A 20,816-nucleotide genomic window follows, 5' to 3' on the forward strand; every position below is an offset into this window, starting at 1 on the left:
GCGAATGGCCGCGTAAGGGCGGAAGTTATCCCGTTCATCCACATCCGCCTACCATGCTTGTCCCCCCTCGCAAGCAAGGTTTTCCCCCCTGCTTATCCTAGACCTAACCTGTTGTTTTTAAAGATTTTTTTGGAGAAATACATAAAACTGAAGCCCCCTATAATTACATTAAACATAATCACGTACATATACATGAGATATGTATAACTTTAATTATGTATAAAAAAGAACACGGAAAACGAAATTTCCAAATGCCGCTTTTTTGCACAGCTCAACAGGCCTATAATGTGCGGCCAAATTTTTAGTGACTCATCGTTTACCGGCCAAACCGAGCGTTTGCCGGTCCAACCAAGCCAGTGGCGCCAATAGCACGCGCTGGCCTCAGAGCTGGACCCTATGGACTACCCCACCCAATATGATGTGATCGTGATTGGCGGCGGACATGCTGGCACCGAGGCGTGCCTGGCGGCGGCGCGCATGGGGAGCCGCACACTGCTGTTGACGCACAACATCGAGACCCTGGGGCAGATGAGCTGCAACCCAGCCATTGGCGGTATCGGTAAAAGTCACCTGGTGAAAGAGGTTGACGCCCTCGGCGGTGCCATGGCCACCGCAACGGATCTCGGCGGTATCCAGTTTCGTGTGCTGAACGCACGCAAGGGCCCGGCGGTGCGCGCCACACGCGCCCAGGCCGACCGCGCCCTGTACAAGGCGGCGATTCGCAATATTCTCGAGAACCAGCCCAATCTGGATATCTTCCAGCAGGCCGCGGACGATTTGATTGTCGAAAATGACCGCGTTTGCGGGGTAGTCACCAACGCGGGGCTGCGCTTCCTCGGCAAAACCGTGGTGATCACCGCGGGTACCTTCCTCGGCGGGCGCATTCATATCGGCCTCGACAACCATTCCGGTGGCCGCGCCGGGGATCCGCCCTCCATCGCCCTAGCCGAGCGCCTGCGCTCGCTGCCATTCCGGGTAGAGCGCCTGAAGACCGGTACCCCGCCGCGCATCGATGCCCGCTCCGTAGACTTCTCCGGGCTGGAGGAGCAGTGGGGCGACGAGCCGCTTCCGGTGATGTCCTACCTCGGCACTCGCGAACAGCACCCGCATCAGGTGTGCTGCTGGATTACCCATACCAACGAACGCACCCACGAGATCATTCACGGCGGCCTGGATCGCTCGCCCATGTATTCCGGGGTGATCGAGGGCATTGGCCCGCGCTACTGTCCGTCCATCGAGGACAAGGTGCACCGCTTTGCGGACAAGAACAGCCACCAGATCTTTATCGAGCCCGAGGGCCTGACCACCAACGAGCTCTACCCCAACGGCATCTCCACCAGCCTGCCGTTCGACGTGCAGATGAACCTGGTTCGCTCCATCAAGGGCTTCGAGAACGCGCATATCACCCGCCCGGGCTACGCCATCGAATACGACTTTTTCGATCCGCGGGATCTGCTGCCGTCGCTGGAAACCAAATTTATCGGTGGACTGTATTTTGCCGGCCAGATCAATGGCACTACCGGGTACGAAGAAGCCGCTGCCCAGGGACTGCTGGCGGGCGCCAATGCGGCCCTGCAGGCCCAGGACAAAGACGCCTGGAGCCCGCGCCGTGACGAAGCTTACCTTGGCGTATTGGTGGACGACCTGATCACCAGCGGCACCAAAGAGCCGTACCGCATGTTCACCAGCCGTGCGGAATACCGCCTGCTGCTGCGGGAAGACAATGCCGACCTGCGTCTGACCGAGAAGGGCCGCGAGCTGGGATTGGTGGACGATGTGCGCTGGCAGGCTTTTTGTGAAAAGCGCGAGGCTATCGCCCTGGAGCAGCAGCGTCTCAGAGATACTTGGATCCAGCCGGGATCCGACGCCGCCAAGAACGTGGAACAGAAGCTGCCGCAGCCACTGGCGCGGGAATACAGCCTGCTGGATCTACTCAAGCGCCCCGAACTCGAATACGCGGATGTGGCCAGTCTCAAAGGCGAGCCAGTCACCAACGATCAGGTGGCCGAACAGGTCGAGATCTCAGTCAAGTACGCCGGCTACATCGACCGCCAGCGCGATGAAATCGAGCGCCTGCAGGCCTACGAGGACACCCCGCTGCCGGTGGATTTCGATTACGCCGGCGTTTCCGGCCTCTCCAACGAGGTGATCCAGAAACTGAGTGATGCGCGCCCGGACACCCTGGCCCGCGCCGGCCGCGTGCCCGGTGTCACACCTGCGGCGGTATCCCTGCTGCTGATCCAGCTGAAAAAACGTGGTCTTCTGAACCGCAAAAAGGCGGTTTGAGGCCATGGAACAGTTTCGCACCCGGCTGCAGCAGGCGGCCGCGCAGCTCGATCTGGATCTGACCGATGCGCAGCAGGACAAGCTGCTCGCCTATCTCGATCTGTTCGCCCGCTGGAACGCCGCGTACAACCTGTCCGCAGTGCGCGATCCGGCAGAAATGCTCGAGCGTCACATCGTCGACAGCCTGAGCGTGGTGAACCTGTGCGGCACCAGTGCCGAGGATCAGTCCCCGCTGATCGATGTGGGCTCCGGCGGCGGCCTGCCGGGGATTCCCCTGGCGATCATCCACCCCGAGCGCCCCATCAGCCTGCTGGACAGTAACGGCAAGAAATCCCGCTTTCAGTTCCAGGTGGCCAGTCAGCTCAAGCTCGCCAATATCAACGTGGTGAACCAGCGGGTGGAGGCCTATGAGCCGCAGAACCTGTACGCCGGTGTAGTTTCGAGGGCGTTTGCGTCGCTGCAGGATATGGTGTCTGGCAGTGAGCACTTACTCGCACCCGGCGGCCGATTCTATGCGATGAAGGGCAAGATCCCGGAAGATGAGTTGAGTGCATTGCCAAAAGGCATTAAGGTCGAACAGCTTCACCCATTGCGTGTACCCGGGTGCGACGCCGAGCGCCATCTGATCGTCCTCCAGCGTGAGGATTGAGCCTCAGGCCATCCTTCCCCTCACCGGGATCGACGACAATATACGAATTCGATAACAGCACACCGGGCCGATGTTCGCGGGTGTGCTTTTGCTGCCGCATCTTCCGGTGACACCGGCCTAGCGGCGAGCCCGGACCGCCAGAGGAACTGCGCCACCGGGAACAACAGGATCAGAACCTTGAGCAAGATTTTTGCGGTAGCCAACCAGAAAGGCGGAGTCGGTAAAACCACCACCTGCGTCAACCTGTCTGCGTCCCTCGTCGCCAACAAGCGACGGGTGCTGCTGATCGACCTGGATCCCCAGGGCAACGCCACCATGGGCAGCGGCGTGGACAAGAGCGAGCTGCAACTCTCCAGTTACGACGTGCTCGCCAGCCTGCTGCCGCCGCGCAAGGCGATAGTGCCCACCGACAGCGGTTACGACCTGATGCCGGCCAACATCGATCTGTCTGCCGCAGAAGTCGAGCTGCTGGAAATGGACGGGCGCGAGTCGCGCCTGCGCCAGGCCCTGGAACAGATCGCCGACGATTACGACTACATCATTATCGACTGCCCGCCGTCTCTGAACATGCTTACGGTGAACGCCCTGTGTGCTGCCGGCGGCGTGCTGATTCCTATGCAGTGCGAGTACTACGCGCTGGAGGGACTGTCCTCCCTGATCGACACCATTACCCAGGTGCAGCAGGCGGCCAACCCAAGCTTAAAAATCGAAGGCATACTGCGCACCATGTACGACCCGCGCAACAGCCTCACCGGCGATGTGTCGGAGCAGTTGAACGAGTACTTTGGCGAGCGTCTGTATCGCACCTGTATCCCGCGCAACGTGCGCCTGGCGGAGGCTCCCAGCTTCGGCAAGCCTGCACTGGATTACGATCGCAGCTCCAAGGGCGCCATTGCCTATCTCGCACTCGCCGGCGAGATCACCCGTCGCGACAGTGCGGCCAAACAGAACAACAGCAATCAAAGCAGCGGACCTCGCCCGGTAGCGGAAGCGGTTTAAGACTGAGGTAATAGACTTATGGCCGGCAAACGCAAGGGCCTCGGGAAAGGACTTTCCCACCTGATCAGCAATAACGCCAGTGAAGCCATTGCCGTGGCCACCGGTGAGCGCAACGGCGATATTGTCGAGCGCGTCGACGGCGAGCTCAAGGAGCTGCCTATCGAATACCTGCAGCGCGGCCGCTACCAGCCGCGCCGCGACTTCCCGCAGGAATCGCTGCAAGAACTCGCCGACTCCATCCGCGCCCAGGGCATTATGCAGCCCATCGTGGTGCGTCCTATCGGCGAGCGCAAGTACGAGATCATCGCCGGTGAGCGCCGTTGGCGTGCGGCACAGATTGCGGAGCTCGACAAGGTCCCCGCGCTGATCCGCGAGGTGTCCGACGAAGCCGCCATCGCCATGGCGCTGATCGAGAATATCCAGCGGGAAGACCTGAACCCGGTGGAAGAAGCCATTGCCCTTAAGCGCCTGCAGGATGAGTTCGAACTCACCCAGCAGCAGGTGGCGGAAGCGGTGGGCAAGTCCCGCACCGCAGTCACCAACCTGCTGCGCCTGCTGAGCCTGACCGAGGAAGTGCGTACCTTCCTAGAGCGCGGTGATATCGAGACCGGCCACGCCAAGGCCCTGCTCGGCCTTGCCGGCGAAAGCCAGAAATCCGCCGCCCGCCAGGTGGTGGATCGCGGCCTCACCGTGCGCCAGACGGAAGCGTTGGTGCGCAGTATCCAGGAACAGGCGGGCAAGCCGAAGCCGAAAAAACCGGAAGTCGACCCGAATATTCGTCGTCTCACAGAGCGTCTCGCGGAAAAAATTGGCGTGCCGGTCGCTATCGATCACGGAGAAAAGGGCGCCGGAAAGTTGGTGCTGAAATACTCCAGTCTCGATGAGCTGGACGGTATTCTCGCGCATATGGGGTACAGTGAAGACTGACCTCCGAAATAACACACCCCGCTGGAAACGTTACTATTGCAACGTTTCTGTAAAAAATGCGCCAAAACAGTGCGACGTTTTGGCGCATTTTTTATATCTGGCAGGGGTAATTGCGAGGTAAAAGTGAGTGCTCACTATCGCCCTATCCTGTGGCGAAAGAACGCGAACGCCATACCAACTGACTAGATTTGCCAGTTGAACCGGCAGGCGGGTTCAGACATAATTCGCACGCCCAAAATTTGGGCGGAGAATTAATTCTGGCCGGACTGCTCCCGCCTATGCGTAATCCCCCGGTAGTAAAGATTTCGCTGATCCAGCTGGCAGTGATTTTGCTCGCTGCGCTGAGTCTCGAATTTGCGATCGGGCGCGTGGTTGCCCTCTCCGCCCTGCTCGGCGGCGTCCTGTGTGCGCTGCCCAATCTGTATTTTGGCCTGCGCGCCTTTGAGCTTTTGGGGCCGAATCGCGGCAAGGTTCGCGGTGCCCGCGCGAGCCAGCGCGCGGTAGGAAGTTTCTACCGCGCCGAAACCGGCAAGTTCGTAATGACCCTAGTGGGGTTTGCGGTGGTATTTGCCAGCGTCAAAACGCTGAACCCCGCGGCGCTGTTTATCAGCTACGGCTTGTGCGTGATTTTGCACTGGATTCTCGTGGCCCGACTGCATGCAACGAAGTAGCAGGGGCCGGGGAGCCTCCGATTGGATCTGCGCTGATTGAGTGAGCCGGAAAATAGACGGCCGCGCAGACGAGAGGTTCCGCGAAACAGATTTTTTATCTTAAAACGTGTTGAGGAACTATGGCTGCCGAACAAACCGCGACGGGTTATATCCAGCACCACCTGCAAAATCTGGCTTACGGTAAACTTCCCGGGGGTTACACCCGTGCCGATGGAACCGTACTCTCCGAATCCACTTGGACCATTGCGCACAGCAGTCAGGAAGCCGCCGATATGGGCTTTTGGGCCGTGCACCTGGACACCCTCGGTTGGTCCATTGGTCTCGGAATGATCTTCTGCTTCCTGTTCGCGCGCGCCGCGAAGAAAGCCACTGCCGGCGTTCCCACCGGTTTCCAGAGCTTTGTGGAAGTGATTGTCGACTTCATCGACAAGACCGTTAAAGACACCTTCCCCCACCGCAACAGCATGGTCGCCCCGATGGCGCTGACCATCTTCGTGTGGGTGTTCCTGATGAACCTGATGGACCTGGTTCCGGTGGACTGGCTGCCGATGGCGTACGCCCAGGGGGTGTCCGCGCTGACCGGTGCTGATCCTCATCACGTGTACTTCAAAGTCGTTCCCACCACCGACCTGAATGCCACCCTCGGTATGGCGCTGGCGGTGTTCGCGCTGATGATTTTCTTCAGCGTGAAAGAAAAGGGCCTGGTGGGCTTCGTCAAAGAACTGACCCTGCACCCCTTCCATTCCGGCAAGTGGTACATCGATATTTTCCTGATCCCGTTCAACTTCCTGCTGGAAGCGGTTTCCCTGATCGCCAAGCCCGTGTCTCTCGGCCTGCGTCTGTTCGGTAACCTCTACGCAGGTGAGATGATCTTTATCCTGATCGCCATCGTCTTTGGCGTTGGTGTTCTGGGCTTTATCGGCGCCGGTCTGCTGCAGATGGGCTGGGCCATTTTCCATATCCTGGTAATTACCCTGCAAGCCTTCGTATTCATGGTGTTGACCACCGTGTACATGGCCATGGCGCACGACCGGGAAGATGAACACGCGCACGACCACTAAGGTCGCGCCGCCCCCGGCCTGGCCGGGGGCAACGATTTCTGTCGGTTTACTGACTTTCTTCACTCACTTTCAACTTCAACAACTCTTAACTTACTTTTGGAGAAAACAATGGAAGCATTAGGTCTGGTTTACGTAGCTGCTGCACTGCTGATCGGTCTGGGCGCACTGGGTACTGCTATCGGTTTCGGCACCCTGGGTGGAAAACTGCTGGAAGGTTCTGCACGTCAGCCTGAACAGGCTCCGGCTCTGCAGGGCAAAATGTTCCTGATGGCTGGTCTGCTCGACGCCGTTCCGATGATCGGTGTTGGTATCGCTATGTACCTGATTTTCGCGGTAGCTCCTGGTCTGGCTGGTTAATTCCCCGTTCCAATTGCCCTTTAACCCATTTTTGAAAGAGCAAGAGGTGTCGGTGTGAATATCAACCTGACTCTGATCGGCCAGTCGATCACCTTTCTCGCCTTCGTATGGTTCTGCTGGAAGTTTGTCTGGCCGGCCCTGCTGGGTGTTATGCAAGAGCGCGAGCAAAAAATTGCGACCGGTCTGCAAGAAGCCGAGCGTGCGGAGAAAGATCTTGAGCTGGCTCAACGCAAAGCTGTCGAGCAACTGAAAGAAGCCAAAGCCCAGGCTGCGGAAATCATCGATGGCGCCAACAAGCGCGCCAATCAGATCGTTGACGAAGCCAAAGAGGCCGCGCGCAGTGAAGGCGATCGCCTGAAAGCTGCCGCCCAGGCGGAAATCGAACAGGAAGTAAACCGTGCGAAAGAACAGCTTCGCTCGCGTATTGCTGCCCTGTCTGTTGCCGGCGCCGAGAAAATTCTCTCGGTCAATATCGATGCCAAAGCGCACGATGACATGATCGAGAAACTGGCAGCCGAGCTGTAAGCGAGGAACCCATGGCGGAACTCAGCACACTGGCCCGGCCCTACGCAAAAGCGGCTTTTGCCCACGCCCAGCAGGCCTCCGACCTTTCCGGTTGGAGTCAGGCGTTGGCAACCGCAGCGGTGGTCAGCCAGAACGAAAAAATTGGCGAGCTGCTGGATAACCCGCAGCTGACCAGTGAGGTGCGTGCGGATAAATTTCTGACTGTTTGTGGCGATTTTGATGGGCCGCAACAGAATTTCATCAGATTGCTGGCGGAAAACCACCGCTTGCCGCTGTTGCCGGAAATTTCCGAACTGTTCGAAGACCTGAAGGCCCAGGCAGAAGCCACCCTCGAAGTGGAAGTCATTTCTGCCCGCCCGCTCAGCGACGAACAGTCCCAACGCCTCACCCAGGCTCTCAGCAAGAAGTTCTCCCGCGAGGTGCACCTGCACAGCGCGGTGGACGAAACCCTGCTGGGCGGCGCGATCATTCGCGCTGGCGACACGGTTATTGATGGCACCGTGCGCGGTCGACTGGCCAAACTCGCCGAGGCGATGAACTCCTAAATTATCGTCCCCTCTTCCGCACGCGGTTGAGGGGAATTCGAGGAACAGAGCATGCAGCAACTGAATCCCTCTGAGATCAGTGAAATTATCAAGAGCCGCATCGACAATCTCGATGTGAGCACCGAAGCCCAGAATGAGGGCACCATTGTTTCCGTATCCGACGGTATCATCCGCATCCACGGCCTCGCCGACGTGATGTACGGTGAGATGATCGAGTTCGAAGGCGGCGTTACCGGTATGGCACTGAACCTGGAGCGCGACTCCGTTGGTGCCATCGTTCTCGGTGACTACAAATCCCTGGCCGAAGGCCAGAAGTGCCGTTGTACCGGCCGCATCCTGGAAGCCCCGGTTGGACCGGAGCTGCTGGGTCGCGTGGTAGACGCACTGGGTAACCCAATCGACGGTAAAGGTCCGCTGAACAACAAGCTGACCGACGCAGTTGAGAAAGTAGCCCCCGGCGTAATTGCCCGTCAGTCCGTTGACCAGCCGGTACAGACCGGTCTGAAAGCGGTCGACACCATGATTCCGATCGGTCGTGGCCAGCGTGAGCTGATCATCGGCGACCGCCAGATCGGTAAGACTGCGGTTGCGATCGATGCGATCATCAACCAGAAAGGTACCGGCATTAAGTGTATCTACGTTGCCGTAGGCCAGAAGCAATCCTCTATTGCCAACGTGGTACGCAAACTGGAAGAGCACGGCGCAATGGACCACACCATCGTGGTTGCCGCCGGTGCTGCCGACCCGGCAGCGATGCAGTTCCTGGCGCCGTACGTAGGCTGCACCATGGGCGAGTACTTCCGCGACCGTGGTGAAGACGCCCTGATCATTTACGATGACCTGACCAAGCAGGCTTGGGCCTACCGTCAGATCTCCCTGCTGCTGAAGCGTCCTCCGGGCCGTGAAGCCTACCCGGGTGACGTTTTCTACCTGCACTCCCGTCTGTTGGAGCGCGCCGCGCGTGTAAACGCCGAGTACGTAGAGAAGTTCACCAACGGTGAAGTGAAAGGCAAAACCGGCTCCCTGACCGCACTGCCGATCATTGAGACCCAGGCGGGTGACGTTTCCGCATTCGTACCGACCAACGTAATCTCCATTACCGATGGTCAGATCTTCCTGGAAACCGACCTGTTCAACTCCGGTGTACGTCCAGCGATCAACCCGGGTATCTCCGTATCCCGCGTTGGTGGTTCCGCCCAGACCAAGATCATCAAGAAGCTGTCCGGTGGTATCCGTACCGCCCTGGCCCAGTACCGCGAGCTCGCGGCCTTCTCCCAGTTCGCCTCTGACCTGGACGAAGCCACCAAAGCCCAGCTGGACCACGGTGAGCGCGTAACCGAGCTGATGAAGCAGAAGCAGTACTCCCCGCTGTCTATCGCGGACATGGCTGTTTCCGTTTACGCCGCGGACAAGGGTTACCTGAACGACGTAGAAGTTAACAAAGTGCTGGACTTCGAATCCGCCCTGCTCGCTTACATGAACAGCGAACACGCAGAGCTGATGCAACAGGTAAACAGCACCGGTAACTACAACGACGAAATCGACAACGCCTTCAAGGCCGCGATCGAGAAGTTCGTCGCTACCGGTAGCTGGTAAGTACCCATGTGCAGGAGCAGGTCTGACGATTTGTTCCTGCAGGTTAACTTCCGGCAAAAAGGTAACTGACTATGGCAGGCGGAAAAGAAGTACGCACAAAAATTGCCAGCATCAAGAGCACGCAGAAAATCACCTCGGCCATGGAAATGGTTGCGGCGAGCAAGATGCGTAAGGCTCAGGATCGCATGGCACTGGGGCGCCCTTACGCAAGCCGCATTCGCGCGGTGATTGGCCACGTAGCCAACGCCAACGCGGAATACCAGCACACCTACATGCAGGAACGCGAAGTGAAGCGTGTGGGCTACATCCTGGTATCTACCGATCGCGGTCTCTGCGGTGGCTTGAACATCAACGTGTTCAAGGCAGCGATCCGCGACATGCACTCCTGGGATAAGCAGGGTGTAGGCGTGGATATCTGTGCAGTCGGCAACAAGGCGGCCAGCTTTTTCAACAACATCGGCGGCAACGTCGTAGCCGCAGTGCGCGACCTGGGCGACCAGCCTCAGGCCAAGCAGCTGATCGGCTCCGTCAAGGTGATGCTCGACAAGTTCGCCGATGGCGAAATCGACCGTCTTTTCCTGGTGTCCAACGAATTCGTGAACACCATGACCCAGAAGCCGCAGGTTGAGCAGCTGCTTCCGTTGAAAAAAGACGAAGACGAGCAACTGCAGCACGAATGGGACTATCTGTACGAGCCAGAGCCGGTCGAGCTTCTCGACGGTCTGCTGACCCGTTACATCGAATCCCAGGTGTATCAGGCGGTGGTTGAAAACAAGGCCTGTGAACAAGCGGCACGTATGATTGCGATGAAGAGCGCCACCGATAACGCCGGTGAGCTGATCGACGCACTGCAGCTGGTTTACAACAAGGCGCGCCAGGCAGCGATTACCCAAGAGCTGTCTGAGATTGTTGGCGGCGCCGCGGCGGTCTGATTCGAGTAATCAGAGCACCGCAGAAAGATTTGAACTTTGAGGATCGGGAAATGAGTAACGGGCAAATTGTGCAAGTTATCGGCGCGGTCATCGACGTGGAATTCCCGCGCGACGCCGTACCGAATGTATACGATGCACTCGTGGTTGAGGGTAAAGACCTCACCATGGAAGTGCAGCAGCAGCTGGGCGACGGCATTGTACGTGCTATCGCCATGGGTTCTTCCGAGGGTATCTCCCGCGGTCTGCCGGTAAAGAACACCGGCGCTCCAGTTTCCGTACCGGTAGGTACCGAGACCCTGGGCCGCATCATGGACGTACTGGGCAACCCAATTGACGAATGTGGTCCGATCGGTGAGAAAGAGCGCTCTTCTATCCACCGCGCGGCACCCACCTACGAAGAGCAGTCCAGCTCCACGGAACTGCTGGAGACCGGCATCAAGGTAATCGACCTGGTATGTCCGTTCGCCAAGGGTGGTAAGGTTGGCCTGTTCGGCGGTGCCGGTGTAGGTAAAACCGTAAACATGATGGAACTCATCAACAACATCGCCACCGAGCACAGCGGACTGTCTGTGTTCGCGGGTGTTGGTGAGCGTACTCGTGAAGGTAACGACTTCTACCACGAGATGCAGGAAGCCGGCGTTGTTAACGTCGAAGAGTTTTCCAAGTCCAAGGTAGCGATGGTTTACGGCCAGATGAATGAGCCGCCCGGTAACCGTCTGCGTGTAGCCCTGACCGGCCTGACCATGGCCGAGAAATTCCGTGACGAAGGTCGTGACGTACTGTTGTTCGTGGACAACATCTACCGTTACACCCTGGCCGGTACCGAAGTATCCGCACTGCTCGGCCGTATGCCGTCTGCGGTAGGTTACCAGCCGACCCTAGCGGAAGAGATGGGTGTTCTGCAGGAGCGTATTACCTCCACCAAGACCGGCTCCATCACCTCCATCCAGGCGGTATACGTACCGGCGGATGACTTGACCGACCCGTCTCCGGCGACCACCTTCGCCCACTTGGACTCCACCGTAGTACTGAGCCGTGACATCGCCGCCAAGGGTATCTACCCGGCCGTTGACCCGCTCGACTCCACTTCCCGTCAGCTGGATCCGCAGGTGATTGGTGAGGAGCACTACTCTGTCGCCCGTGGCGTACAGTCTGTACTGCAGCGCTACAAAGAGCTGAAGGACATCATCGCGATTCTGGGTATGGACGAGCTGTCTGAAGAAGACAAGCAGATCGTAGCCCGCGCGCGTAAGATCGAGCGTTACCTGTCTCAGCCCTTCCACGTTGCGGAAGTATTTACCGGTGCGCCGGGCAAATACGTTTCCCTGAAAGAAACCATCCGTGGCTTCCAGGGCATCCTGAACGGCGATTACGACCACCTGCCGGAGCAGGCCTTCTACATGGTCGGCACCATCGACGAAGCCGTCGAGAAAGCCAACAAGAAGTAAGGCACGCACGTAGATCCCCAGGTGTCTGGGGATCATGGCTCGCTCAAAATCGTAGCGAGCGGCTGGCTGGCGGTGGCCGCCGGAGCGCAGGCAGCGGAGTGTATATAAATACATGAGCAGCCGAGCACCGCCGGACGCCGTCAGGCAGGCGTACAGTAGATTTTGTGCGATGCCACAAGGCAAACAAATGAGATTGAGGTAGCCTTATGGCTATGACAGTACATTGCGACATCGTTAGCGCAGAGGAATCCCTCTTCTCGGGTCTGGTGAAGATGGTGATTGTCAGCGGCGTCGAAGGGGAACTCGGTATCTCCTACGGTCACGCACAGCTGCTCACCGCCCTCAAGCCCGGCCCGGTTCGCATCATCAAAGACAATGGTGATGAAGAGGTGCTGTTCCTGAGCGGCGGCTATGCCGAAATCCAGCCGAACATGGTGACCATCCTCGCCGATCTCGCCGAGCGCGAAATCGACGAAGATGCAGCCAAAAAGGCCCGCGAAGAGGCGGAACACGCCCTGCGCAGCGCCCCGGCGGATATCGACTATGCCCGTATCTCCGCGCAACTTGCCGAAGCCGAAGCTCGTCTGCGCACCATGCAGGCGATTCGCCGCGCCGCTGGCAAGTAACCTACTTTCTGTAGGAGCCTGTATATTACAGGCAATCAAAAAAAGCAGCTTCGGCTGCTTTTTTTGTGCCCGTGTGTTTTGCTTAGGACATCTCGACCCATCAGAAACAGGAAATCGAATTCGTGAATGCCCCACAACCCGTCATCGGATTGGCGCTCGGCAGCGGAGCGGCCAAAGGTTTTGCACATATTGGCGTACTCAAGGTGCTGGGCGAAATGGGCATTCGCCCTGATGTGATTGCCGGTACCTCTATGGGCGCTTTTGTTGGGGCCGCCTTTGCCGCCGGCAAACTCGACAAGCTGGAAGAGTGGGTACGCCAATTGGATAACTGGAAGGTGTTCTCCCTGCTGGATATCAACTGGACCCTGAGCGGCGGTGTGATTGGTGGTATCAAACCATTCCGCACCTTCTTCGAGGGATTCGATTTCGACAACATCGAAGATTTGCCGGTTCCCTTCACCGCTGTCGCCACCGATTTACACAGTGGTCAGGAAATCTGGTTACAGCAGGGTAACCTTCAGGACGCGGTCAGTGCCTCCTGTTCCATACCAGGGCTGCTATCACCAAAGGCACTGTCTGGCCGCTGGCTGGTGGACGGTGCGGTGGTCAACCCGGTGCCAGTCGACGTTTGCCGCGCCATGGGCGCCACTCGCGTAATCGCCATAGATGTGATGGAAGATGGCGCCCCGCTGCTGAATCGGGAGCACCGGGAGGTGGCGAGCATCGTGAGTGAGAAATCCACGGTGGAAGACATGCCCTCTCTGCAGCAGGAGCGCGCAGAAATGTCTCATCCGGAGGCTGGTGATGATGAGGATAAGGCACTCGCGGAGGCTGAGCAGAGCAACCCATCCAACGGACTGGCGAGACTACTGGAACAGGGTAAAGAGCAGCTGACCCAGTTTCGAGAGCTGCGCAAGCGCCCGAAAATCGCACCGCCAGGTATGTTCGACACCATGCACCAGGCCATGGCGATTCTCGAGCGACGCCATAAGCGCACCCGTATGATGGGTTCACCTCCGGACGTACTGGTAATGCCCAAGGTGGGTGAAGTGGGGGGCATGGAATTTTCCCGCGCGACCGAGGCCATTGAGGCCGGTGAAATAGAAGCCCGTCGTCTGCGCACCTGGATCGAAGATATGGTGGATCAGGGATAACGAAATGTTCGAACACTGGCGATTGCGCACTCTGCTTCGACTGTTTGGCGCCCTGACCCTGCTTGTCAGTGTGGGCGCCAGTGCAGGGGCTTGGTACGAATACCAGTCTGAAAATTTTACCGTGTATTCCGATGTGCCCGAGCGTCGCGTCTATGAACTGATGCGAGATCTGGAGCGTTTTCGCCGTACCGCCCTGTCATTTACCGGCCAGGAAGAAACACCGGAAAACCAGAAATTACGGGTGTTCCACTTCCGCGACTCCGGCGAGTTCGAGCGGTTTACCGGGGATCGCAAGATCGCCGGTCTCTACCGGGAAACCTGGGAGGGACCGATTATCTTTTCCCGCGACGGCGGCCATGGCATTTCCCGCTCCGGATTGATCTTCCACGAATACGTCCACCATCTGATGCGCGAGCGCAGTGGCATGACCTACCCGCGCTGGTACTCCGAAGGATTCGCCGAGCTGCTGGCCAGTGCGGAACTGCATAAAAAAACCGTACTGGTCGGGGGGCTGCCGGAGTGGCGATTGAGCGCCTGGGCAGAAAATGATCCCCTGACCATCGAGCAGCTCCTGGCCCCTCCTCCGCTTGCTGCGCAAAATGGCGAAGACAACAGCCGCTACAGGAACAACTACTACGCCAGCGCCTGGCTGCTTACTCACTATTTACAGTTAGGCCACACCGCTGGCCACCCGGACTACCGGGCCGCTACTACGAGCTACCTCAAGGCGGTGGCCGCAGGTGAAAATCCTTTTGCAATCTTCGAAGAACATTTCGGGAAATCTATCGAAGTGATTGGACGGGAAATGCTCGCCTATATGCGTGATGATATTCAGCGCTACCAACTGGAGATCCCCGAGTACACCTACTCCATCCCGCGCCGCGAACTGACCGAAAACGAGCAGCTGTTTCTGCTTGCCGCCGAGGCCATGGATTTCGACAAACCACAGCTCGCCTTGGAGTATCTGAAGCGCAGCGAGCAACAGGGCCTGGGCTGGTCGGAAAACCTGACCGCCATGGCGGTGATTGAAGCGGAAAAAAAGAACTACAAACTCGGTGAAAAAGTGGTGGAGGAAATTGGCGAGCACGGCCAGATCAGCCACCTCACCGCCGCCAATCTCGCGCAATTCTATTTGCTGCGCTTGCAGGCATTGACGCGGACCCGCGAATGGGATGAGGACTTTTATGAGTCGGCGGTGAAGTACGGAAAAATCGCCGTGCAGATGGGTCCCAATTATTTGCCCGGCTATCGCACCCTGTGGACCGCATACCAACTCAAAGGTGAAAGCGAAGACGCCCTGCAGATCATGCTGAGCGCCTATCACCAGGAACCCAGTCACCTGAACCTGAACGCCACACTGGGGTTTTACCTTGCGCATCTTGAAAAGGACGCTTTGGCCCGGGAATACCTGGAGCGGGTTGTGGCCTGGAGTCACTCTGAAGATCTTCGCGCACGTGCAGAAGCGCTGCTCGAGCGACGAAAATAAAAAAGCCCGCCGTTTTCACGGCGGGCTTTTTGTTGGATAAACCGATCCGAACAATCAGTGCACCCAGTGGTGCCGTTCCTGCTTCTCCTGAATCGCTTCCGCGGTCGGTGTGGGCATGGCGCTCACCGGCAAACGCTCGTGGAAGAACGCCAGTCGCTCGTCGCCTTCCACCTCGTTCATGGTGGCCGCGTCGAACACCTTGCCGTTGATCACGGTGTATTTCACCTTCTCGGACAGGCGCAGGTCCTCCAGCGGATTGCCGTCCACCACAATGATGTCCGCCAGTTTGCCCGGCTCCAGGCTGCCGATGTCCTTATCCATACCCAGGTAGCGGGCGCCATCGATGGTGCCGGCGCGGAAGGCTTCCCACGGGGTGAAACCGCCCTGTGCCATCATCCACATTTCCCAGTGCGCACCGAGACCTTCGCGCTGGCCGTGGGCGCCAATGTGCACGGTGACGCCTTTGTCACGCAGCTGTTTTGCGTGATTGGCTACGTCCACGTGGTTGTAGTGGTGATCCGGCGCGGTGGGGCGGCGGATGGAGCGCGGGTTGACGATAAAGTCCGGAGTAAAGCTGGTCAGGCGCTCGTTCTTCCACACTTCGGTGCGGTCGTACCAGTAGTACTCACCGGAGAGGCCGCCGTAAGCCACCACAAACGTAGGGGTATAACCCACGCTGGTCTGGCTCCACATCTGTTCCACGTCGGAATAGATATTGGCGATGGGCAGGGAGTGCTCCACACCGGTGTGGCCATCCACAATCATGTTCATGTTGTGCTGGTACTTACCGCCGCCTTCCGGCACCACCATGATGCCGTGCTTGCGGCCCGCTTCCAGTACCTGCTGGCGCTGCTCCCTTCTCGGCTGGTTGTAGCTCTTCACGGAAATCGCACCCATTTCCTTCAGGCGGCTCACGTGGAACTCGGCGTCCTCCAGGCTGTTGATCTTGGCCTTGTAGCCGGGGCCCTTGGCGCCGTACAGAATGGTGCCGGTGGAGAAAATACGCGGGCCATTGATGATGCCGGCCTTCTGCATTTCCGCAGCAGAGAAGATCTCGCTGCTGTCGTTGGACGGGTCGTGAATGGTGGTCACACCGAACGCCAGGCTGGAATACAGGTTCCAGTTCTGCTGCGGAATGATCTCCTCGCGGCCTTGGGCACCGTGGGCGTGGGCATCCACCAGCCCTGGCAGAACGGTCTTGCCGGTGACATCGATACGCTGGGTACCGGTGGGGATTTCCACCTCACTCTGCGCACCCACTGCCACGATGCGATTACCGCGGAACAGCACCACACCGTTTTCGATCACTTCCTGGGCGGACTCCGCATCGCGCATGGTCACCACGGTACCGCCGGTCAGCGCCACCAGTTTGTCGCTGTTGAAGAACGGCTGCTTGAAGCTGAGATCGATACCTTCGCTCACCGGCTCCGGCAATTGCTCCGGGGCGCCGGCGACAAAATCAAACGCGTCTTTCAGTTCGCGCTCATAGAGCTTCGGTCCGTGGGCCCAGCCCAGGGTCTCGCTGTCGCCGGACCAGTGCAGGTTTTCACCGGCGCGCTTGGACACCTGGGTGACTTTTACGGCGGTGGCGTTGGGACCGATGGACTCGGATTTGCCGGTGTGCATAAACGGTGCGGCAAAGGCCTTGAAGTCCTGAGTGAAGGCGACCCAGCGGCCGTCCGGGGACAGGCGGAAGGAGGTGATCTCGGCGCCGTGCAAGTGCTCGCGCTCGTCCTTGCCGTTGACATCGACGCTCTTGAACACGCGCTTGCCGCCATCGCCGTAGACATACTCGGAGAAGTAGATACGGTCGCCATCGGCGCCGAAGTGCGGCTCGTAGCCGGATTTACTGATGCGGCGCTGCCAGTCGCCGTCGGCGTCCGCCAGGTATATGCCGGGCTCAAGGGAGTATTCCGGGCTCAGCAGGTAGCCGCCGGTAAAGCGGCGGAAGGCCACGGTTTCGCCATCCGGGGAGAAACTCGGCTCCACATACAGGCCGGGTTCATCGGTGATGGTCTTGCCGCGACCACTGCGTGCGGATACCACGCGCACCTGCCCGAGTTTCTCATCGTCCCAGGTCACGTAGGTGATCTGCTTGCCGTCGCGTGACCAGCTCGGGTAGAACTCGAAGTGCTCATCCTGGCGGGTCAGTCGGCGACGTTCACCGCTGTTCATGTCCTGAACGTAGATTTTACCCAGGGCCTGGAAGGCGATCTGCTTGCCGTCCGGAGACTTCTGCGCCCAGCGGATCATCTTCACGTCGAACTGTTCCGGGGCTACATCCACCGGGAAGCGCACCGCATTGGCCACCTTCTTCTCGGTCTTGATATGCGCGACTATCTCGCGTGCGCCCCGCTCGAGGCTGCTGCCATCGGCGTTGATGCGCAGGAACCTGCCGCCACTCCACACGATCAGGGATTTGCCGTCCGGCATCCAGTCGTAGTGCACGTAGTTGCCGTGGGAGCCAAACGTCTCCTGCAGATCCCGTTCGAGGCCGGTATAGATGGGTTTTTCCAGGCCGCTGTTCAGGTCTTTCACAAACATGGAGGTCTGGTCGTCCTGGCGGCGGATAAACGCCAGCTTTTCACCATCCGGTGACGGTACCGGGGCGATGGAACCGCCGGGGCCGGAGACAAAGGTTTCTTCCTTGCCGTCCTGCAGGTCATAGCGGTTGATGGCGAAGATTTGCTGGGTGGAGTTCTTGTTGTACTCCCAGACCGTGCCCGGGGTGGTGTCGATGGCGTAATAGATGTAGCGGCCATCCGGGGAGAAAACCGCGTCGGAGATATTCTTCTGCGCGATATCGCCGCCGATGCGCGCCTTGATCTGCCGACCTTCACCGCCGCCGTAGTGGTACATCCAGATTTCCCCGGCGGGGATACTGCGGCCACTCATAAAGCCCTTGCGCGCCACCAAGTGCTGGCCATCCGGGCTGAAGTTGGGGGCGTGTACCAGGTTTTCTTTCTCGGTGGTCAGTTGGCGCAGATTCTCGCCGTTGCGGTCCATGATCCAGATATTGTCAGCACCGTCGCGGTCGCTGACAAACACGATGGACTTGCCGTCGGGGCTGAAGCGCGGCTGGATGTTCCATGCGATTTCGCTGGTGATCGCAGTGGCTTCGCCGCCATTTACCGAAATTTCATAGATGTCGCCCAGCATATCGAAGACGATGGTCTCGCCGTCGGGGCTGATATCCAGGTTGCTCCAGGTGGTCTCGCGGGTATCCAGGGAGATGGCCTTGAACTCGAACGGCGGCTTGTTCACATCCCATTTGTCTACTTCTTTTTTGGCTTCTTCCGCCACCGCTACCAGCGGCAGGGACATGGCGAGGCTGGCGCCGCCGATCAGGCGCGCGAGCTTGCGCATTTTCATTTTTATCATTTGGGCTCCCTGGGTAATTGGAGTTGCGGGCATTGAGGTCGGTCGCGCCCGGGTAGAGCGGCGCCGAATAAAAAACTACCTGCCAAATTACCGAAATATTGCCGCGTGGCAATAAAACTGCGTCGAATGGGAGAAAACTCGGGATATCCAGCAGTCGCAGGATTATCACCTGTAAACCTCCAGGTGATATTCGCAGTAATACAGGGGATTGCGCGGGTCCTGACCTGGAATTGCGCTGACTAAACTGGGTTATATGGGTGCTGCAACGGCGCACACAGACAATTCGGAACCCCCAATGAGTCATTACAAGCACCGCGACCGTCCCAAGAGTGATCGCCAGATTCTCTCGGAGCAAATGGACGAGAGCCTGCAGGAATATAACCGCAATAACCGGTCACTGTTGCTCTCTTCAATCGGAGCGGGCATGGAGATTGGCTTCAGTGTGTTTCTCATCGCGGCGTTCTACAGCCACCTTCACGCCGGTATATCTCATCAGCTGATGTATCTGTTGGCAGCAATGAGCTATCCCGTGGGTTTCATGCTGGTGGTTATTGGAATGCTTGATGTACTCCAGTTTCTCGCCATCGCAACCGCCGGCAATATCATCGGCGGTTCGGTATTTGTTGGACGGGTCAAGTACAGCTCCATTCACAATAGCCATTGAGCCGATTGGCGACCGGCCGAGTGCCTGTGCCGGGTTGCGATAAGCTGTGCAACTCGGGACAATCCGGGCCCGATCAAAAGAACTGTCACTCCTTCAGGTAATCTCATGACCATCGATGTCGTTATTCTCGCCGCCGGCAAAGGCACCCGCATGCGCTCCGATCTACCCAAAGTACTGCATCCCATCGGTGGAGTGCCCATGCTGGGGCGGGTGATTAACGCCGCGAAAGGTTTGGGGGATGTATCGATTACCGTGGTGATCGGCCACGGTGCCGAGCTGGTGCGTGAGCGATTTGCCGACAGCGGCGTGCAGTTTGTGGAGCAGACTGAACAGCTGGGCACCGGCCACGCGGTGGCCCAGGCCATACCGAATTTCCGCGAAGGCGCCACGGTGCTGGTGCTTTACGGCGACGTCCCTCTGGTAAAAACCGCAACCCTGCAGGATCTGCTACAGGCATCGGAAAATGGCCCCGCCCTGCTGTCGGTAGTGATGGATGATCCCAAGGGCTACGGCCGCATCGTGCGCGACTCGCTCAACGCGGTTCAGGCGATTGTGGAAGAAAAGGACGCCGACAACGCCATCCGCACCATCCGCGAGATCAATACCGGCATCCTCGCCGCACCGGGCAATTTGCTGGCCCAGTGGCTGCCGGAGCTCTCGAACGACAATGCCCAGGGTGAGTACTACCTTACCGATGTGATCGCGCGCTCGGTCAGCGAGAACATCGCCATTACCGGCGTGATCGCCGACGATCCCTTTGAGGTGGCCGGCGTCAACAGCCGCGCCCAACAGGCGGAACTGGAGCGCGCGCTGCAGGCGGACACTGCCAATGCGCTGATGACTGCCGGCGTCACCCTGCTGGATCCCGCTCGTATTGATGTGCGTGGCAATCTCACCTGCGGCGCTGACGTCTCCATCGATATCAACTGTATTTTCGACGGCGAAGTATCCCTCGGCGACAACGTGCAGATCGGCCCGAATTGTCTGCTGAAAAACTGCCAGCTGGCCGCGGGCACAGTGGTAGAAGCCAACTCCATTATCGAAGACGCCATCGTCGGCGAAACCTGCACCATCGGCCCCTTTGCACGCCTGCGCCCGGGCACTGAGCTGGCTAATGGTGCAAAGGTGGGCAACTTCGTCGAAACCAAAAAGGCCAGGATCGGCCTTGGCAGCAAGGTAAACCACCTCTCCTATATCGGAGATGCGGAAGTGGGCGAAGGCGTGAACATTGGCGCCGGCACAATCACCTGTAACTACGATGGCGTGAACAAGTCCAAAACCGTAATCGGCGACGGCGCCTTTATTGGCTCCAACTCTGCGCTGGTTGCCCCGGTAGAAATCGGCGCCGGCGCGACCATTGGTGCTGGCTCAACCATCACCCACGAAGTGAGTGCTGACGAACTGGCTGTAGCCCGTGGGAAGCAGCGCAATATCAGTGGTTGGCAACGGCCTACGAAAAAAAGTTAAGCCCGCAGAATGGTGCTCTGAAGCTGGCCCGGTGGCGGTGGA

Annotated in this window: 18 protein-coding genes; 17 read left to right on the plus strand and 1 reads right to left on the minus strand. The window is 58.6% G+C overall.

Annotated features, from left to right (window positions below; genetic code table 11):
• Positions 1-396 precede the first annotated feature (396 nt).
• The 15 genes from mnmG to AAFH99_RS02725 all read left to right on the plus strand — a co-directional run bounded on the left by mnmG (position 397) and on the right by AAFH99_RS02725 (position 15,262).
• A complete protein-coding gene (mnmG, locus tag AAFH99_RS02655) occupies positions 397-2,286 on the plus strand; it encodes a tRNA uridine-5-carboxymethylaminomethyl(34) synthesis enzyme MnmG (protein WP_043319861.1) in 1,890 nt (629 codons plus the stop codon).
• Between the two features lie 4 nt (positions 2,287-2,290).
• The gene (rsmG, locus tag AAFH99_RS02660) at positions 2,291-2,935 is read left to right on the plus strand and encodes a 16S rRNA (guanine(527)-N(7))-methyltransferase RsmG (protein ID WP_043319862.1); all 645 of its coding nucleotides are present in this window, start codon (positions 2,291-2,293) and stop codon (positions 2,933-2,935) included.
• Between the two features lie 177 nt (positions 2,936-3,112).
• Positions 3,113-3,934: a ParA family protein gene (locus tag AAFH99_RS02665; protein WP_043319863.1), complete on the plus strand. Its 822-nt coding sequence runs from the start codon at positions 3,113-3,115 to the stop codon at positions 3,932-3,934.
• Between the two features lie 18 nt (positions 3,935-3,952).
• Positions 3,953-4,861: a ParB/RepB/Spo0J family partition protein gene (locus AAFH99_RS02670; protein WP_043319864.1), complete on the plus strand. Its 909-nt coding sequence runs from the start codon at positions 3,953-3,955 to the stop codon at positions 4,859-4,861.
• Between the two features lie 278 nt (positions 4,862-5,139).
• Positions 5,140-5,532: an ATP synthase subunit I gene (locus tag AAFH99_RS02675; RefSeq protein ID WP_043319865.1), complete on the plus strand. Its 393-nt coding sequence runs from the start codon at positions 5,140-5,142 to the stop codon at positions 5,530-5,532.
• A gap of 119 nt (positions 5,533-5,651) precedes the next feature.
• Entirely contained in the window at positions 5,652-6,593 is a 942-nt protein-coding gene (gene atpB / locus AAFH99_RS02680) for a F0F1 ATP synthase subunit A (protein WP_406828582.1), read from the plus strand.
• Between the two features lie 108 nt (positions 6,594-6,701).
• The gene (gene atpE / locus AAFH99_RS02685) at positions 6,702-6,950 is read left to right on the plus strand and encodes a F0F1 ATP synthase subunit C (RefSeq protein WP_010131056.1); all 249 of its coding nucleotides are present in this window, start codon (positions 6,702-6,704) and stop codon (positions 6,948-6,950) included.
• 54 nt (positions 6,951-7,004) lie between these two features.
• Positions 7,005-7,475, plus strand: a complete 471-nt coding sequence (locus AAFH99_RS02690) for a F0F1 ATP synthase subunit B (protein ID WP_043319867.1) — start codon at positions 7,005-7,007, stop codon at positions 7,473-7,475.
• An 11-nt stretch (positions 7,476-7,486) separates the two neighbouring features.
• Positions 7,487-8,020 (plus strand): F0F1 ATP synthase subunit delta, encoded by a 534-nt coding sequence (locus tag AAFH99_RS02695; RefSeq protein WP_043319868.1) that lies wholly within the window; start codon positions 7,487-7,489, stop codon positions 8,018-8,020.
• A gap of 51 nt (positions 8,021-8,071) precedes the next feature.
• Complete coding sequence (atpA, locus tag AAFH99_RS02700) at positions 8,072-9,616, plus strand: F0F1 ATP synthase subunit alpha (RefSeq protein WP_043319869.1); 1,545 nt, start codon at positions 8,072-8,074, stop codon at positions 9,614-9,616.
• Between the two features lie 71 nt (positions 9,617-9,687).
• Positions 9,688-10,548: a F0F1 ATP synthase subunit gamma gene (gene atpG / locus AAFH99_RS02705; RefSeq protein ID WP_043319870.1), complete on the plus strand. Its 861-nt coding sequence runs from the start codon at positions 9,688-9,690 to the stop codon at positions 10,546-10,548.
• Between the two features lie 50 nt (positions 10,549-10,598).
• A complete protein-coding gene (atpD, locus tag AAFH99_RS02710; protein ID WP_043320548.1) occupies positions 10,599-11,996 on the plus strand; it encodes a F0F1 ATP synthase subunit beta in 1,398 nt (465 codons plus the stop codon).
• Positions 11,997-12,202: 206 nt separating this feature from the next.
• A complete protein-coding gene (locus AAFH99_RS02715) occupies positions 12,203-12,622 on the plus strand; it encodes a F0F1 ATP synthase subunit epsilon (protein WP_043319871.1) in 420 nt (139 codons plus the stop codon).
• A 122-nt stretch (positions 12,623-12,744) separates the two neighbouring features.
• The gene (locus AAFH99_RS02720) at positions 12,745-13,776 is read left to right on the plus strand and encodes a patatin-like phospholipase family protein (RefSeq protein ID WP_043319872.1); all 1,032 of its coding nucleotides are present in this window, start codon (positions 12,745-12,747) and stop codon (positions 13,774-13,776) included.
• Between the two features lie 4 nt (positions 13,777-13,780).
• A complete protein-coding gene (locus AAFH99_RS02725) occupies positions 13,781-15,262 on the plus strand; it encodes a tetratricopeptide repeat protein (protein WP_406828583.1) in 1,482 nt (493 codons plus the stop codon).
• Between the two features lie 54 nt (positions 15,263-15,316).
• On the opposite strand, the gene AAFH99_RS02730 is transcribed toward AAFH99_RS02725, so the two are convergent.
• Positions 15,317-18,643 carry an amidohydrolase family protein gene (locus tag AAFH99_RS02730; protein WP_406828584.1) on the minus strand — a complete coding sequence of 1,109 codons (3,327 nt, stop codon included), beginning with the start codon at positions 18,641-18,643 and terminating at the stop codon, positions 15,317-15,319.
• 295 nt (positions 18,644-18,938) lie between these two features.
• Between AAFH99_RS02730 and AAFH99_RS02735 the strand changes: the two genes are divergently transcribed.
• On the plus strand, positions 18,939-19,307 hold the full coding sequence (locus tag AAFH99_RS02735; RefSeq protein ID WP_406828585.1) for a formate/nitrite transporter family protein: 369 nt from the start codon (positions 18,939-18,941) through the stop codon (positions 19,305-19,307).
• Positions 19,308-19,412: 105 nt separating this feature from the next.
• Positions 19,413-20,774 carry a bifunctional UDP-N-acetylglucosamine diphosphorylase/glucosamine-1-phosphate N-acetyltransferase GlmU gene (gene glmU / locus AAFH99_RS02740; RefSeq protein ID WP_043319875.1) on the plus strand — a complete coding sequence of 454 codons (1,362 nt, stop codon included), beginning with the start codon at positions 19,413-19,415 and terminating at the stop codon, positions 20,772-20,774.
• The last annotated feature ends 42 nt before the right edge of the window (positions 20,775-20,816 follow it).

Source organism: Microbulbifer sp. ARAS458-1 (genome assembly GCF_045348205.1).
In the GTDB taxonomy this organism is placed as follows: Bacteria; Pseudomonadota; Gammaproteobacteria; order Pseudomonadales; family Cellvibrionaceae; genus Microbulbifer.

What these genes read in the sequence shown, in the direction of transcription:
- mnmG (WP_043319861.1), top strand. Translation starts at nt 397, where the DNA reads ATGGACTACCCCACCCAATATGATGTGATCGTGATTGGCGGCGGACAT.
- rsmG (WP_043319862.1), top strand. Translation starts at nt 2,291, where the DNA reads ATGGAACAGTTTCGCACCCGGCTGCAGCAGGCGGCCGCGCAGCTCGAT.
- AAFH99_RS02670 (WP_043319864.1), top strand. Translation starts at nt 3,953, where the DNA reads ATGGCCGGCAAACGCAAGGGCCTCGGGAAAGGACTTTCCCACCTGATC.
- AAFH99_RS02675 (WP_043319865.1), top strand. Translation starts at nt 5,140, where the DNA reads ATGCGTAATCCCCCGGTAGTAAAGATTTCGCTGATCCAGCTGGCAGTG.
- atpB (WP_406828582.1), top strand. Translation starts at nt 5,652, where the DNA reads ATGGCTGCCGAACAAACCGCGACGGGTTATATCCAGCACCACCTGCAA.
- atpE (WP_010131056.1), top strand. Translation starts at nt 6,702, where the DNA reads ATGGAAGCATTAGGTCTGGTTTACGTAGCTGCTGCACTGCTGATCGGT.
- AAFH99_RS02695 (WP_043319868.1), top strand. Translation starts at nt 7,487, where the DNA reads ATGGCGGAACTCAGCACACTGGCCCGGCCCTACGCAAAAGCGGCTTTT.
- atpA (WP_043319869.1), top strand. Translation starts at nt 8,072, where the DNA reads ATGCAGCAACTGAATCCCTCTGAGATCAGTGAAATTATCAAGAGCCGC.
- atpG (WP_043319870.1), top strand. Translation starts at nt 9,688, where the DNA reads ATGGCAGGCGGAAAAGAAGTACGCACAAAAATTGCCAGCATCAAGAGC.
- atpD (WP_043320548.1), top strand. Translation starts at nt 10,599, where the DNA reads ATGAGTAACGGGCAAATTGTGCAAGTTATCGGCGCGGTCATCGACGTG.
- AAFH99_RS02715 (WP_043319871.1), top strand. Translation starts at nt 12,203, where the DNA reads ATGGCTATGACAGTACATTGCGACATCGTTAGCGCAGAGGAATCCCTC.
- AAFH99_RS02725 (WP_406828583.1), top strand. Translation starts at nt 13,781, where the DNA reads ATGTTCGAACACTGGCGATTGCGCACTCTGCTTCGACTGTTTGGCGCC.
- AAFH99_RS02730 (WP_406828584.1), bottom strand. Translation starts at nt 18,643, where the DNA reads ATGATAAAAATGAAAATGCGCAAGCTCGCGCGCCTGATCGGCGGCGCC.
- AAFH99_RS02735 (WP_406828585.1), top strand. Translation starts at nt 18,939, where the DNA reads ATGAGTCATTACAAGCACCGCGACCGTCCCAAGAGTGATCGCCAGATT.
- glmU (WP_043319875.1), top strand. Translation starts at nt 19,413, where the DNA reads ATGACCATCGATGTCGTTATTCTCGCCGCCGGCAAAGGCACCCGCATG.